The sequence below is a fragment of the Chryseobacterium herbae genome (assembly GCF_025154075.1).
Taxonomy (GTDB): Bacteria; Bacteroidota; Bacteroidia; order Flavobacteriales; family Weeksellaceae; genus Chryseobacterium; species Chryseobacterium herbae.
Genome location: NZ_JAOAMU010000001.1, coordinates 633,946 through 649,189, shown reverse-complemented (window position 1 = coordinate 649,189; position 15,244 = coordinate 633,946). Strand labels below are relative to the sequence as shown.

The 15,244-nt window shown below is 39.4% G+C and carries 12 protein-coding genes; 10 read left to right on the top strand and 2 right to left on the bottom strand.

The window, feature by feature from the left end; all coding sequences use genetic code 11:
- Positions 1 to 145 precede the first annotated feature (145 nt).
- Positions 146 to 3,751 (top strand): choice-of-anchor L domain-containing protein, encoded by a 3,606-nt coding sequence (locus N0B48_RS02730; protein WP_259836590.1) that lies wholly within the window; start codon positions 146 to 148, stop codon positions 3,749 to 3,751.
- A gap of 108 nt (positions 3,752 to 3,859) precedes the next feature.
- Positions 3,860 to 6,226, top strand: coding sequence for a choice-of-anchor L domain-containing protein (locus N0B48_RS02725; protein ID WP_259836589.1), 2,367 nt, complete (start codon positions 3,860 to 3,862; stop codon positions 6,224 to 6,226).
- A gap of 82 nt (positions 6,227 to 6,308) precedes the next feature.
- On the opposite strand, the gene rsmA is transcribed toward N0B48_RS02725, so the two are convergent.
- Positions 6,309 to 7,079, bottom strand: a complete 771-nt coding sequence (gene rsmA / locus N0B48_RS02720) for a 16S rRNA (adenine(1518)-N(6)/adenine(1519)-N(6))-dimethyltransferase RsmA (protein WP_259836588.1) — start codon at positions 7,077 to 7,079, stop codon at positions 6,309 to 6,311.
- A gap of 91 nt (positions 7,080 to 7,170) precedes the next feature.
- Between rsmA and N0B48_RS02715 the strand changes: the two genes are divergently transcribed.
- The 8 genes from N0B48_RS02715 (at position 7,171) to N0B48_RS02680 (ending at position 13,189) form a co-directional block, all read left to right on the top strand.
- Entirely contained in the window at positions 7,171 to 8,070 is a 900-nt protein-coding gene (locus N0B48_RS02715) for a cell division protein FtsX (protein WP_259836587.1), read from the top strand.
- Between the two features lie 2 nt (positions 8,071 to 8,072).
- A complete protein-coding gene (locus N0B48_RS02710; protein ID WP_259836586.1) occupies positions 8,073 to 8,369 on the top strand; it encodes a DUF3098 domain-containing protein in 297 nt (98 codons plus the stop codon).
- An 89-nt stretch (positions 8,370 to 8,458) separates the two neighbouring features.
- Positions 8,459 to 9,277: an undecaprenyl-diphosphate phosphatase gene (locus N0B48_RS02705; protein WP_259836585.1), complete on the top strand. Its 819-nt coding sequence runs from the start codon at positions 8,459 to 8,461 to the stop codon at positions 9,275 to 9,277.
- A gap of 4 nt (positions 9,278 to 9,281) precedes the next feature.
- Positions 9,282 to 9,734 carry a hypothetical protein gene (locus N0B48_RS02700; RefSeq protein WP_259836584.1) on the top strand — a complete coding sequence of 151 codons (453 nt, stop codon included), beginning with the start codon at positions 9,282 to 9,284 and terminating at the stop codon, positions 9,732 to 9,734.
- Positions 9,734 to 10,432: a tRNA pseudouridine(55) synthase TruB gene (truB, locus tag N0B48_RS02695; RefSeq protein ID WP_259836583.1), complete on the top strand. Its 699-nt coding sequence runs from the start codon at positions 9,734 to 9,736 to the stop codon at positions 10,430 to 10,432. Before N0B48_RS02700 ends, truB begins: the two co-directional genes overlap by 1 nt.
- Entirely contained in the window at positions 10,429 to 11,007 is a 579-nt protein-coding gene (locus N0B48_RS02690) for a hypothetical protein (protein WP_259836582.1), read from the top strand. The genes truB and N0B48_RS02690 overlap by 4 nt, the downstream gene beginning before the upstream one ends.
- Positions 11,007 to 11,729 (top strand): 23S rRNA pseudouridine(2604) synthase RluF, encoded by a 723-nt coding sequence (gene rluF, locus N0B48_RS02685; RefSeq protein WP_259836581.1) that lies wholly within the window; start codon positions 11,007 to 11,009, stop codon positions 11,727 to 11,729. Before N0B48_RS02690 ends, rluF begins: the two co-directional genes overlap by 1 nt.
- Before the next feature lie 239 nt (positions 11,730 to 11,968).
- Positions 11,969 to 13,189 (top strand): YncE family protein, encoded by a 1,221-nt coding sequence (locus N0B48_RS02680; RefSeq protein ID WP_259836579.1) that lies wholly within the window; start codon positions 11,969 to 11,971, stop codon positions 13,187 to 13,189.
- A 435-nt stretch (positions 13,190 to 13,624) separates the two neighbouring features.
- Here N0B48_RS02680 and N0B48_RS02675 read toward each other — a convergent pair whose 3' ends face one another.
- Positions 13,625 to 14,893 carry a ComEA family DNA-binding protein gene (locus N0B48_RS02675; protein ID WP_349644518.1) on the bottom strand — a complete coding sequence of 423 codons (1,269 nt, stop codon included), beginning with the start codon at positions 14,891 to 14,893 and terminating at the stop codon, positions 13,625 to 13,627.
- Between the last annotated feature and the right edge of the window lie 351 nt (positions 14,894 to 15,244).

Here is a 15,244-nt window from a genome sequence, read left to right as displayed (position 1 = left end):
GGTATTTTTGCCAGTCTTTTTTATTATTTTTAATTAAAGTAAGTCTATATTGTAAAATAAATAAACTTGTATTAGTAATAATGTAAATTGCCTTAAATTGAATTTCAATCAAAAAAAATAGTATTTTTGTTTCAAATACTATAAAATGTTAAATAGGAGGATTGGAAGTTTATTTTTGGCCTTATTTTTTGTACTCTTGGGAAGTTCTGTTTTTGCTCAAAACAGAGACAGAACAGCAGTAACTAAAAAAAAGATACACCCAGCTTCCATGAAAGCCGGCGCTTTTATAGATGTCAATACGCCCAATTATCCGGAATCCAATTACAGCATTACACAGCTGGTGAAAGATGTACTGATATCCGGAGGAGCCTGTTCCACGGCAAACGTAAGCAACGTTAACGTTTCTCCTAATTTATCTGTGAATGATCCGAACCGCAGCTGGGGATTTTTTAACAAAGGAACTACTGCTTTCCCGTTTGCGAAAGGAATTGTTCTTACAACAGGATTTGCAAGAAAAGCGGGGAATAGCCTCGAGACGTCATTAAGTGATCCTCTTCCTTCTGCCGGAGATGTAGATCTTGCTGCAGCATTGAATGTAAGCAACACTTCACTTAGAGACGCCACCTATATTGAATTCGATTTTATTCCTACTTCTACCGAAATTACATTCAGATATTTATTCGCTTCCAAAGAATACGATACAGCCCATCAGTTTGCCTGTAACATATCAGACGGATTTGCTTTACTGTTAAAGAAATCCACGGATCCTAACTATACGAATCTCGCGGTACTTCCCAACGGAGCAGGCCCGGTAAGTGTGACTAATATTCACCCGACAATTTCCGGAGGCTCAGCGGGTTGTGGTCCTGTAAATCAGCAATATTTTGCAGGGATCAATAATAACCCTATGATTGAGACCAACTTTGACGGACGTACGGTACCATTAATTGCAAAAGCAACCGTTGTTCCGGGTCAGACCTATCATTTTAAAATGGTTTTAGCGGATTACTCGGATTCCAATTTCGATTCAGGCGTTTTTCTTGAAGCGGGATCATTCGATATCGGGGTAAAAATCCTGGATCCTGCCGGAGTACAGCTTCCTGCTACAATCACTATGTGTGACAATACACCACAAACATTTACAGCTTCTGTACAAGCCCCGAATGTTACTTATCAGTGGTTTTTTAATAATAATCCTATTACCAATGCAACAGGTCCCAGCTATACTGCCACACAACCGGGTGTCTACAGTGTACAGGTATTGATTCAGGGAAATAGCTGTCCGGGAACGGCAACTATTACCGTAGTGGGAGGAGCATCTCCTACCGTTCAGAATGCAGTACTGACAGCCTGTTATGCTGCCGGAAACGCAATTTTTAATTTACCTTCAGCACAGGCTTCTATAAGCACAACCCCTGGAGCAACATTTGATTACTATGTGAATCAGGCCGATGCACTTGCCGGAAATGCAAGCACCATTCCAAGTCCTGCCACCTATTCAAGCCCTGGAGCACAAACAGTATATGTCAGAGTCAAAACCGGATTCTGTGCCAAAGTAGCTGAACTTCAGCTGATAAAAGCTCAGGAGATAGCCCCTTCAGTTTTACCTCCGGCAGTATTAACTTGTGCCAGTTCGCAGACTACTTTAGATGCTTCGGCTTCGGTATATCCGGCCGGATCTGTTTTCAGCTGGGCTACGACAGGAGGAAATATAGTTTCAGGAGGGAATACATTAACTCCGGTTATCAACGCGCCGGGAACTTACACCTTAACGATATCAAATACCTTTCAGCCGGGCAATGTAGTGTGTACAGGAGTAGCCAACATGACCGTTACAGGAGACAGTGCGCCACCCGTAACAGGACTTACAGCAAGCAAAATACAGATCTGTAACGGTGAATCTGTTACTTTAACTGCATCAGGAGGTGTAACATACAACTGGACCGCACTTCCGGGAACCGGAAATACACAAACAGTAACACCTACCACTACCACTACCTATACGGTGACTGCTGTTGGGGCTAATGGATGTGTATCTCAAAACCCTGCTACAATCACGATTGAGGTTTCACAACCGATCACGGTACAAAATGCCATATTGCATAAATGCTACGCTCCGGGACTGACTTATGATCTTACCACTGCTCAGAGCCAGATCACCACTGCAGGAGGTGGAGTAACATTTACTTATTATATCCTCCAGGCTGATGCTCTCGCAGGTAATACCAATTTTATTGCAACACCTGCAGCGTATGCGCCACCAGGAAATCAAACAATATATGTTTTAGTGAAAAACGGAGGATGCCATTATGTGGTTGAGCTTCAATTATTGAGAACCGCTGAAACAACACTGACGATAGCGGCACCACAGGAAATTACCTGTACAACCCCTCAGACGACATTAAACGCTTCGGCATCCGTAGTGCCTGCAGGATCTACCATTACGTGGACAGCGACGGGAGGTGGAAATATTGTATCGGGAGCAAATACCCTTAATCCTGTAGTGAATGCAGGTGGAGTGTATACGCTTACCGTTACGAATATTTCTCAACCGGGTAATTTAAGCTGTACGTACACGGCCTCGGTGACTGTAACACAAAATACAACACTGCCAACAGCTTCAGTAGTGTCTTCACAACCAAGAATATGTTTGGGAGAATCTGTAATATTGACTGCTTCTGGTGGGGTGACTTATAATTGGGTAGGACTTCCAGGAAATGGAAATACCCAGGTGGTTTCTCCAACGGTGACCACTGTATATACAGTATTCGCAGTAGCAGCTAACGGATGTATTTCTGCAACTCCAGCCACGGTTACTGTTGTTGTAGGCCCGCCAACTGCCGGTGTCTCTGCATCCAAATTAAAAATATGTGCCGGAGAATCTGTAACCCTTACCGCTACCGGAGGATTTACCTATAATTGGGTAGGACTTCCAGGAAACGGAAACACGCAGGTAGTTACTCCGACAGTGACTACAGAATACTCAGTTTTTGCACTTGGAGGGAATGGGTGTAGCTCTTTGCTTCCTGCGAAAGTGACGATTGAAGTAGTACCTGCCATTGTTTCTACCTTAAAAGATGTGTACGTCTGTGCAGGAGATACCGGAATCTTAGATGCTGGTGCAGGTCCTAATTACACGTATTTATGGAGCACGGGAGCAACTACCCAAACGATATCAACCAACGTTCCGGGAACATATACTGTTACCATCAGCAACGGGGTGTGTTCTAAGGTTTTCACAGGGAAACTGTTAAATCCGGAGCTGCCTAAGTTTACGAATATTGTATATGAAAATCATGTGCTCACGCTTACGGCCAGCAATCCTACGGGAGCTGTTTTAGAGTTTTCGATAGACGGAGGTGTGGTTTGGCAGACGTCCAATATTTTCAATAATGTTCTGGATAATACAAATTATCATCTGATGGTAAGGGAAAAAGATGCTAAATGCAGTACATCATTGGATTACTTCACATTTGTGATCAGCAACGCCATTACACCGAATATGGATGGTATCAATGATACGATAAACTTCTCTGGAATCAGTGGTTATAATAATTTTGCAGCATCAGTTTTTGACCGCTATGGGGCAGAATTGTTCAGAGCAACAAAAACCGATGCTATCTGGAGAGGATCACTGAAAGGTATGAACCTCGCTACAGGGACCTACTGGTATAAAGTACAATGGGAAAACCCAGCCAGTAAAAAACTTGAACAGCGTTCGGGTTGGATATTGTTAAAAAATAGGAACTAACAGACAAACCTTCCATATTTGGAAGGTTTGTTTTTTTTGTATTAAAAAAAAAGTAAAAAATATACGATATGTTTGAAAATAAATTAAATTTGTTGAAACAAAAGTATTATGCGAAGAAATCTCCTAATTTTTTTATTTTTTTTAGTCGCCTCGACTCTTTTATATTCACAAAATGGTAAGCCCAGGATTCCGCACAAGGAAACCATTCCTTCTACAAGTAAAGCCGGAGCTTTTATCGATGTCAATGTTCCACCATATCCGGAATCCGGATATTCTATTACACAATTGGTAAAGGATGTTCTTATATCTTCAGGAACCAATACCTGTGTGACTCCCAGTGTGACCAATGTAAAGATAACACCCAACCATGCAGTCACCAATGCTGACAGATCTTGGGGGTATTTTCATAAAGGAACTACCAATTTTCCTTTTAAAGATGGTATTATCCTTTCTACCGGGCAAGCCAAGAGAGCAGGGAATAACGCTGAAACAAACTTAGGTGATGATAACGGTGGAGGAACAGATTCAGATCTTGCCCAGGTGATTGGGGGTACAGGAACACTTGCTGATGCTGTCCTTCTTGAATTTGACTTTGTCCCTACAACCTCTCAGATTAAATTTAATTATATACTGGCATCAGAAGAATATTACAGCTCATTTCCTTGCCAATATGCTGATGCTTTTGCTATCCTCCTTAGACCTACATCGGGTGGGCCTTACCAGAATATGGCTATACTCCCTGGAGGTGCCGGACCTGTAAGTGTTACCAATATCCACCCTGCGATTGGGACAACCTGCGGGGCCGTTAATGAACAATATTTCGGAGGATACAATACGACCAATATCGAAACCAATTTTGAAGGAAGAACGGTTCCTCTTACTGCTACAGCTACTGTAGTGGCAGGCCAGGAATATCACTTTAAGATGGTGATTGCAGATTATACCCCTTATTCTTTTCCGGATCACGTGTATGATTCTGCTGTATTTCTGGAGGGAGGATCATTTAATATCGGCGTAGAGCTTTTAGATCCAAGCGGAGCTACCTTACCTTCAGATATCAATGTCTGTGATAATGTACCGCAGGTGATCACAGCTTCAGTAAGCGATCCTAACTTATTATACAAATGGTTCCTGAATGGAGTTGCTATCCCGGGTGCTACCACAAACACTGTGACAGCCGTACAGCCGGGAACCTATACCATTGAAGTAAGTGTTCCGGGAAATCCTTGTCCGGGGAAAGCAACTATAGTAATCCACGGGGGAACTACTCCGCAGGCACAGGATGCCACATTGCTGCTTTGTGCAACTCCTGATATCACTACTTTTGACCTTACGAATGCGATGCCGTCCATCAGCCCGACACCAGGTGCTGTATTTAAATTCTATGTTAATCAGGCCGATGCAATCGCTCAGAATACCAATAATATCCAGAATATTTTAAATTATAATGGTACAGACGGTCAGATCCTTTACACCGTAGTTTCAAACGGAGGTTTCTGTAGTAGGCTTATAGAATTAAAATTGCTTAAAGAAACCACGCCAATAGCAGGTGTGAAATCTTCCAGAATAAAAATATGTCCGGGAGAAGCCGTTACACTGACTGCCGAAGGTGGGGTAACCTATCAATGGTCCAACTTCCCGGGAACAGGGAATACACAAACTGTAACTTTGTATCAGACCACAACATTCACTGTTTATGCGGTGGGAGCAAAAGGATGCCGTTCATTAAACCCTGCTACCATAAGAGTAGAGGTTACACCGGAGCTTACCTCTCCTCTGAAAGATGTAGAAATGTGTCTGGGTGACCGTGTCGTTTTAGATGCCGGCGCAGGACCAAATTATAAATATTTGTGGAGTACGGGAGCTGCCACACAGACTATAACGGTGGACAGCTGGGGAGTTTATACGGTAGAAATAGATAACGGATTCTGTAAAAAAATATTCACTGCGAAAGTAGGGGGTGCAGCGACGCCGTTCGTAACAGCAATCAGTTATGAAAGTGCTAAAAAAACAGTGACGATTATTGCTGAAAACCCTTTGATGAACAATACTCCAAGCACTTTAGAGTATTCTATAAACAATGGGATTTCATGGCAGGACTCTAATGTTTTTACCAATCTTTTAGACAACACGAATTATACGGTACAGGTGAGAAGAGTAGGGACTCATTGTGTAGGAACATTTGATTTCTACACCTTGCAGATCAACAATATCATTACCCCTAATGACGATGGAGTCAATGATGTACTGGATCTTAAAGCACTTGTAGGATTCAATAATTTCACAGGATCCGTCTTCGACAGATATGGGGTGGAAATGTTCAGATTCTCCAAAGAAAAACCGGTATGGGATGGAACTGTAGGAGGTAAAAAACTCTCTACAGCTACGTACTGGTATAAGTTTAATTTCGAATATCCTAAGTCTAAAGTTCAGATGAACTGGTCCGGATGGATCATGCTTAAGAACAGAGAATAAGAGATCAACATACAGAAGATAAAGCATACAGAAAAAGCCTTTCAAGAAAACTTGAAAGGCTTTTTTGTTTTTTTGAAACCCCTTATTGATTCTGCTTCCAGAGATTGGCAAAGCCTATAAAATCCAGAATGCTGAGCTCTTCCGCTCTTTTGTCTAAGAATTCATGGGTTTTTAAAGCCTCTGGAATATTCAGTATTTTCAGGGAATTTGATAATTTCTTTCGTCTCTGATTAAATCCTGCTTTCACGATCTGCTTAAAAAGAATCTCGTTTCCAGCCAGACCTTCTTTTGGATTTCTTGTAAGTCTGATCACCCCTGATTTTACTTTCGGAGGCGGATTGAATACGTTTTCATGCACGGTGAACAGGTAGGTCACATCATAATACGCCTGAATCAGGACAGACAGGATACCGTACTCTTTAGTTCTGGGTACGGCGGCCGTTCTTTGTGCGACTTCCTTCTGGAACATTCCTACCATTTCAGGAACCTGCCCATAGTAGTCAACAATTTTAAACAGAATCTGTGAAGAAATGTTGTACGGGAAATTACCAATAATAGCGATCTGCTCCCCATTGATAAAATTAAAGTCCTGTTTCAGAAAATCTCCTACAAAAGTATTTTCTGTGACCTTTGAATAGTTCTTTTTCAGGTATTCAATAGATTCTGTATCGATCTCGGCAAGGTAGATGGTCTGATCCTTCTCGAGCAGATATTTGGTGAGGACTCCCATTCCGGGACCTACTTCCATGATGTTTTTATAGTCTTCAAAACTAAGACCTTCCACGATTTTTCTCGCGATATTTTCATCTGTCAGAAAGTGCTGTCCAAGATGTTTTTTTGCTTTTACACTCAAAGTTTTTTATGATTTTATTAACAATGATTTTCTTTATTTCTCCCCAAATTTCGGAAGTTTTTTTCTAATTTAGCCAAAAATTTTAATATTAATGGCTAAATCTGTAGATGAGTTTAATAAGAAAAGGCTTCGGTCTAGCAATATTACAGTAGTAATAAGTATTGCCTTAGTGTTATTTTTGTTAGGATTAATGGGGCTTATTTTAATCAATGCCCAAAAATATTCTGACTATATCAAAGAACAGCTGGTAGTGAATGCTTATTTTGATGAAAACTATGACGCGAAAGATTCTGTAAAAATTGCAAAACTGGAGGAAGAAACTTTTAAAAAGGTACAGACCTTAGCTCCTGTAAAAAAAGCGACCTATATCTCAAGAGAGATGGCAGCTAAAGAAGCCAAGAAAACGATGGGGATAGACAGCGATGCGCTTTTTGAAGAAAATATTTTCCCTTCATCTATCGAAATAGCACTGAAGCCTGAATATGTAGACCCTGCAAAAATTGACGGTGCGATTAAAATAATCAAGTCCGTTCCGGGTATTGTGGATGTGAAAAATGACAGTACGCTGATGGTGGATGTTTACAACAACCTGAGCAGGATTTTAAAGTGGATCTTAGGATTCTCTGTTCTCTTCCTGATCCTGGCTGTTGTATTGATCAACAACTCCATCAGACTGAAAATCTTCTCTAAAAGATTTATCATCAAAACCATGCAGCTGGTAGGGGCAAAAAGAAGGTTTATCCTTAAGCCGTTTATCATCGAAGCTGTAATTTTAGGTGCTATCGGTTCTGCAATTGGACTTCTGGCGCTTGGTGGCGTATGGTATTATTTCACAAGTCAGATTGGTTCCGCTTTCGTACAGGACAATAATCAGTATTTCTGGTTAGTTATTTTAGTACTTGGAGTAGGCGTATTTATTTCCGTCTTAAGTACGATCTTCGCTACATGGAGATTCTTAAAATCAAACGTTGACGATCTATATTACTCTTAATAATGAGCAAAAAAATAAATAAACTGGCCGCTTCAGAGTTTGGCAAAGAAACCGAAGTACCACAGGAAAGTACCTTTTACTTCGGGCAGCAGAACTTCAAGTGGATGCTGATAGGGCTGGCATTTATCGTAGTGGGATTCCTGCTGATGATGGGGCCGGATGCAAACACAGTAGACGGTAAATTTGATCCTAATTCATGGAATGATGATATTTTTTCCATCCGCAGGATCAGAATTGCACCACTGTTTATAGTGATAGGCTTCGTCATAGAAGTGTATGCTATTTTAAAAAGAAAATAAATATAAACTTTATTTAAGGATTAAGAGATTAAGAAATTCGGAAACATCTGAATTTCAAAATCTCTTAATCTTTTAATTTTTACAATATTATGGATTTAATTAAAGCAATCATTATTGCTATTATTGAAGGACTTACAGAGTATCTTCCTATCTCTTCAACGGCACACATGGGATTTGCGGCTAATCTTTTGGGCCTGCAGGATGATGAATTTCTGAAAATGTTTCAGGTTTCCATTCAGTTTGGAGCCATTTTGTCTGTGGTGGTGGCCTATTGGAAGAAGTTCTTTGATCTTAAAAATATTCAGTTCTATTACAAACTTGCTTTTGCCGTTGTTCCTGCATTGGTTTTGGGATATTTATTTGATGATAAAATTGAAGCTATTCTCGGAAATCAGATCGCTATTTCCTCAGTACTGGTACTGGGAGGAGTCATTCTACTTTTTGCCGACAAATGGTTTAAGAATCCTAAAATTGACGATGAAAAAGGGATTACGATAAGAAGTGCCATTACCATTGGCTTCTGGCAGTGTCTTGCGATGATGCCGGGAACCAGCCGTAGTGCAGCTTCCATCATCGGAGGAATGTCACAGGGGCTCACGAGAAAGGCTGCGGCAGAATTCTCATTCTTTTTAGCGGTTCCAACCATGCTTGCAGTGACGGTTTATTCCGTTTTCCTGAAAACATGGGGTAAAGAAACGGCTCATCCTCAGAAAGGATATGAAATGATCATGGCGTCTCAGGATCACATTATGATCTTTGTGATTGGAAATATTGTTGCATTTATTGTTGCATTGATCGCTATCAAGGCATTCATTGGGGTGCTGAACAAATATGGTTTCAAACCTTGGGGCTGGTACCGTATTTTCGTAGGAATCGCTCTGTTGATTTATTTTTATTTCTTTAAATAAGCATATGAAGACTAATATTCTAAAAATACTGGCTTTTTCAGGCTTAATCGTTTCATGCGCTCCGGCCCATACGCTGTTCGTAAAAAATAATACGAAGGAAAGAATAGAATTTGTTGTTGAACTTAAAGAGAAGATTACTACAGCCCAGGATTTACTGATCTGTAAAGAGCTTGTTCCGGACGAAAAACTGGATCACAAAGCTTTTATGGAATATTCCAAAGAAGGAAAATGCTACAGTCAGAAAATTACAGCGATTAATAAGACCAGCTATAAATTTAATTTACCGGAAAATTACACCGTAAATATTGTTCCGAATAATTCTGTATATCCGTTTCATAACATCTACTACTTCATGGGAGACAAAAAATGCTTTGTGAATGTGGAAAACGGTCCCGACTGCAAACAAAGGGTCAATAAGCTTCCGAGCTTAGTAAGTATCACAGAAATTACAGAATAATGACAGCTGAAGAACTGCAATCAGGATATGTATTTTTATTGGATAAACCTTTGGACTGGACTTCTTTCCAGGCTGTCAATAAAATGAAATATAAGCTCAAAAGAGAGTTTAATCTTCCCAAGAAATTTAAAATAGGTCACGCAGGAACTCTGGATCCCAGAGCTACGGGACTTCTCATTGTCTGCTGCGGAAAATTCACCAAGAAAATTCCGGAAATCCAGGATGCTCCCAAAGAATACTGGACAGAGATCAAAATAGGCGTTCAGACAGAATCCTATGATACGGAAAAACCTGAGATCCTTCAGCAGGATTTTGCTCACATTACAGAAGAGCAGATCAATGAGGCACTGGGGAAATTCGTTGGAGAAATCGAGCAGAAACCTCCCGTGTATTCAGCGATAAAGATAGACGGACAGAGAGCCTACAATCTGGCAAGAGCAGGGGAAGAAGTAGAAATGAAATCCAGAAAAACAACGATTTTCTATATCAATGATATTAAGATTGATCTTCCTTTGGTCAGTTTTACAGTAGGATGTTCAAAGGGAACTTATATCAGAAGTCTGGCTCATGATATCGGACAGGAATTGGGAGTAGGCGCATATCTGACCCAGCTCAGACGGACAAAGATCGGGGATTATACCATTGAGAATGCAACAACTGATTTTCTGGAAAACGAATACAGATTTGAAGGCTTATGATAAAAAATTTCCTCCTTGTTTTAGGACTCTTATCTTTTGCAATATTTTTTTCGCAGGAAACAGAGGCAAAGAAAGAAAAAATGGGTTTCTATGTGAACCCTTCATTGAATATAGGCCTGAATCTTCAGACTAAAGATAATCAGTTCAGCAATTCACAGTATATTGAGCCGAAACGGGTGGGTAAAATGACATATGGTATCACAGCCATTGGAGGTTACAATTTTCTTCCTAACTTTGCACTCGGAACCGGATTTAAATACAGCTTTATAGAAGACAATTATCACCTGGTTTACTGGATGATCCAGCCGAAGATCATATTCAGCCCGGGCGACCGTCCTTTTTATATCGATTTAAATTACGGGAAGCAGCTTAATCATTCAGCAATTTCAGATTCTGAATTTTGGGGAGCAAGGCTTGGAATGATGGTTTCCTATTCAAAAAGGCTGAGCCAGGAAGGTGGAATTACTTTTGAAGGACATCAGCTCAACGGGAAATCAAATGGCTTTTTCATTGGCTTAAGCTATGGAATTACCATTTTCAGCAATAAAAATTATACAGGTTACGGAGAAGACTAATGGAAAAAACGCGCATCAATAAATATTTATCAGAAGTAGGTTACTGTTCAAGAAGAGCCGCAGATAAACTTTTGGAGGAAGGAAGAATTACAATTAATGGAAAGGTTCCTGAGATGGGGACAAAAGTTTCTGATGAAGATCTTGTGGAAGTAGATGGCCGACCTGTCCGTGAGCCGCAGGATAAGCCTGTTTATATCGCTTTTAACAAACCCGTGGGGATTGTCTGCACAACAGACACCAAACGTGAAAAAAACAATATCGTAGACTACATCAACTATCCGAAAAGAATTTTCCCGATCGGAAGACTGGACAAACCGAGTGAAGGTCTGATCCTGTTGACCAGCGATGGCGATATCGTCAACAAAATTCTTAGAGCAAGAAACAACCACGAAAAAGAATATATTGTACGTCTTGATAAGCCTATGTCACCCAAATTCCTTGATAAAATGAGGAATGGAGTTCCGATCCTGGATACAGTCACTAAAAAATGTGACGTGGAAAGAATCGATGACATGACTTTCCGTATCATTCTTACCCAGGGGCTAAACAGACAGATCCGAAGAATGTGCGAATATCTCGGCTATGACGTAAAAAAGCTGAAGCGTATCCGCATCATGAATATTAAACTGGATCTTCCGGTGGGAAAATGGCGTGAGCTTACAGAAGAAGAACTTGGTTCGCTTAACAACCTTCTTTCTGATTCTGCCAAAACAATCGATTAAGATTATATCATAAATAATAAGATGGTAAGCAGGGGATATTCTCCTGCTTTTTTTTATTCCTGCTTTTTGGTCAGGCAAATTAGAACTTCTTTCTCCAGATAATCTATCTGAATAAAAGCAATAGAAAAGATACATAAAGTGTTGTATTTTAATAAAATTCACACATTGGTGTAATATTTTTAGTTCGTTAGTGAAAATCTGTTATATTTATAATAGTAACTATTAAAGAACTAAAAACTATGAAATTAAAATTTATTCCACTTTCCTTTGTTATTTTGTTGGCATTTTCAAATTGTCAAAATGATAACCATAATCCGGATCTTCCGCACGATTCTTCATTTTACATTGATTACAGAAGCTTGAAAGGATTACAGGATGGAGTCGCTGTCATTGAGCTCGATCCTGAAGCTCCGAATTTTGGACATATCAGCAGCAAACTTGAATTAGGCGTTGGTGTCCTGCCTCATCATCTTTATTATAATCAGGGTGCGAACAAATTATACACGACTGCTTTAGGAGGAAGCTATCTTTACCAGATAAAAACGGAAAAAGACAAAAATGGACAGCCAAAACTAGTTAGTGCAACACCTATTAATACAGGGGAGAATACGGTAGGCGAAAATTTATTTTTCACCAATGACGGAAGATATTTTATGACTTTTATGGGAGGAGCAGGAGGACCGAAGGATGGGAGTGTAGGTGTTTTTAATGCCAATAATAACCAGCTTATCAAAACTATTAAAGCTCCGATTCAAGCCAATCCCAATCAATTTATTATGTATCCGCATGGTATTTCTGTTAATGAGGAAAAAGGAATAATGATGGTCACCTCAACCATTCACCCGGATCTTACTACCGGAATGGGAAACACTTGTACTTTATTAGATATGAATACTTATGAATTAAAAGAGACCTATCTGGTAGCAGACTCACAAACGGATCTTTCCAGTCCTGTCGAGGTTCTGTTACTCCGTGGAAAATTCCCACAATATGCCCTTGCAACGACAATGCTGGGCGGTGATATCTGGATTGCTCCATACAATGCTGCAACCAAGAAATATGATGCTTTTAGTAAAATATTTGACGGAAGCACACAGGGATTAGGCTGGGCACTCGAAATGTACATTGATGATAACAGCAAGCTCTACGTAAGTTTTGCAGATCCTGGAAAAGTTTTGGTCTTTGATATAAGTAATCTTCCTCAACTAAAGCTTTTAAAAACCCTTACTGCAGATAAAGGAGCACATCATATGGTTTTCTTTACAACCAAAAAAGGAAAAGAAGTGGTAGCCGTACAAAATAACCTGTTGGATATTCCTAACTTAAATTCCGGCACCATTAGTGTCATTGAAATCCAGACGGGGAAAACTTTAGGGACAGTCGATTTACGAACAAAATACGGAATATTGCCTGAATCAATTGAAGGTACCAATGGTCCCGGCAGTTATATGCACCACTAAAATGTAAAATAGCCTGAGTTCGGGATAAGATATTTTTTTAGACATCAGACATCAGACATCAGACATTGGACATCAGACATCAGACTTTCAACTGGGAATAAAAATGTCAATGGTGAATTTTGCTTCGCAAGTGAATGGTGAGTTTTAGGTGGCAGATATTAGGTCGCAGGTTGTAGGGATTGTGCTGTAGGTTGAAATTATGGTCTTTTGATTTCAGTAAAGAGCTAAGAAACAAGATTCCAAACATCAGATATTAGACATCGACATCAGATTTCAGACAAACAGATGCGAAACATGATATATCTATAAACTAGCAACTGAAACTCTCAAACCCTCAAACTCTCAAACTCGAAACTCGCACCCCGAAACCAAACTCACCCTAAATCTCATAATTCATAATTCAAAACTCATAACTCTCTAAAACCCGCTCTCAGGTTATTTTAAATATAATTTCATTCTTTCCTCATATTCGGGCTTTAATTTTAAAAGCTTCAGAATTTTCTTATCATCATGATAAGTAGTCCGGTAGAATATAATTTTGTCAGCAGAATATTTGAAGTAGGGATGATCTTTCAGCCATTCTTCAGGAGCTTCCGTTAAAGTATATTTAGGAACATTTGAAACATCCAGTGGAGCAATAGAAATTAATTTTTGAACCAAATCTTTATCAATATTATAGGTGTCTAAAATTTGCTGTTTATTGACAAAACCTCTCAGTTTTTTTCTAAAGCCAATCATCGATCCGGCACTTCTTTCATCCAGGCCAAATTCCTGCAACTGCTTGAATGTAATCATATTTAAATCAATTTTTGAAAAATCAGTTTCCTGTTTTTTGTCTACAGTAGGATTGAGTTTGATATATGGTTTTAATTCCTGGAATTTCTCAGGAGAGATCACAAAACACTTCTGCAGATCTTCCGGTGTTTTAAAGCTTCCTCTTAGATTTCTGTCTCGATAGTTGACAATCGTCTGAGCCTGTCTTTCTGAAAATCCTAAAGCCTTCCAACCTTCTAAATCCGTTATATTCGGATCAAAATTGCGGTACTCAATTCTGGATTTTACAACATAATTTTTAGTTGAATTTTTAAAATCGTCTGGTGTTTTTGCCGGGAGCAGTAAATAAGGTTCCATTTTGCTGTAATTCTCCGAAGAGATGATAAAGCATTCTTTGAATTTTTCTTTGCTGACAAAGCTTCCACCCAAATAATTTTTATATTTTACAATGGCTTCGGCTTGCCTTTCACTGAAACCCATCTTCACCCATTGAGCAGCAGAAAGTTTGTCCGGATTGAACTTTCCGGAAATGATAATCTCTTTCTTTTCATAGCCTTTAAACTTTCTGGAAGAATGGTCTTTGCCCGTTTCAGGAAGCAGCAGGTAAGATTCAAGTTCAGTGAATTTTTCAGTGGAAACGGCGTAGCACTTTTTAAATTGTGCTTTCGAAGTAAACTGACCTCCCACAATTTTTTTATAATTGAGAAGGGTAGAAACCTGTTTTTCAGAAAATCCTAAAAGTTTCCACTGTTTTGCATCCAGTTCATTAGGATCAAAGTCTGTCAGGTTCAGAGAAGCTAAGCTCTCTGTAATAAATGTAACTGCAGGGAAATCTTCTTTTCCCCTGCCTGTATAAGTCTGAAACGCAAGCAGGACAATCATCAGGATTCCCATGAATGCCAGTTTCCGGTAATCATTTTTTCTCATCATCCCGTAAACTTATCAATAAAAACAAATCGGGGCAATGGGAAAAAGCATAATGAATTGTTTTGTACAGCAAATACTTTCAAATGATTTCTAATTTACATTTGAATGCTTTTCAGATAGAATTATTTGAAGAAATGAAGAAGAAGTTGGGAGATGAGGCGCATAAGTTGTGGACTCAATAAAAATTAATTGCTCTCGCAGATCATGTAGATAGAGCAGGTGAACAAAAGTAAAAATATGTGTCATTGGAAAAAGATAGGATTCACGTTGATACTTTGATATCGTTTCAAACGTTTAATAATCGCAAGGGCAAACAAAGTTTTTTGAAAATGAAACAATTTTAATAAAGATAAA

What these genes read in the sequence shown, in the direction of transcription:
- N0B48_RS02730 (WP_259836590.1), top strand. Translation starts at nt 146, where the DNA reads ATGTTAAATAGGAGGATTGGAAGTTTATTTTTGGCCTTATTTTTTGTA.
- N0B48_RS02725 (WP_259836589.1), top strand. Translation starts at nt 3,860, where the DNA reads ATGCGAAGAAATCTCCTAATTTTTTTATTTTTTTTAGTCGCCTCGACT.
- N0B48_RS02715 (WP_259836587.1), top strand. Translation starts at nt 7,171, where the DNA reads ATGGCTAAATCTGTAGATGAGTTTAATAAGAAAAGGCTTCGGTCTAGC.
- N0B48_RS02710 (WP_259836586.1), top strand. Translation starts at nt 8,073, where the DNA reads ATGAGCAAAAAAATAAATAAACTGGCCGCTTCAGAGTTTGGCAAAGAA.
- N0B48_RS02705 (WP_259836585.1), top strand. Translation starts at nt 8,459, where the DNA reads ATGGATTTAATTAAAGCAATCATTATTGCTATTATTGAAGGACTTACA.
- N0B48_RS02700 (WP_259836584.1), top strand. Translation starts at nt 9,282, where the DNA reads ATGAAGACTAATATTCTAAAAATACTGGCTTTTTCAGGCTTAATCGTT.
- truB (WP_259836583.1), top strand. Translation starts at nt 9,734, where the DNA reads ATGACAGCTGAAGAACTGCAATCAGGATATGTATTTTTATTGGATAAA.
- N0B48_RS02690 (WP_259836582.1), top strand. Translation starts at nt 10,429, where the DNA reads ATGATAAAAAATTTCCTCCTTGTTTTAGGACTCTTATCTTTTGCAATA.
- rluF (WP_259836581.1), top strand. Translation starts at nt 11,007, where the DNA reads ATGGAAAAAACGCGCATCAATAAATATTTATCAGAAGTAGGTTACTGT.
- N0B48_RS02680 (WP_259836579.1), top strand. Translation starts at nt 11,969, where the DNA reads ATGAAATTAAAATTTATTCCACTTTCCTTTGTTATTTTGTTGGCATTT.
- N0B48_RS02675 (WP_349644518.1), bottom strand. Translation starts at nt 14,893, where the DNA reads ATGATGAGAAAAAATGATTACCGGAAACTGGCATTCATGGGAATCCTG.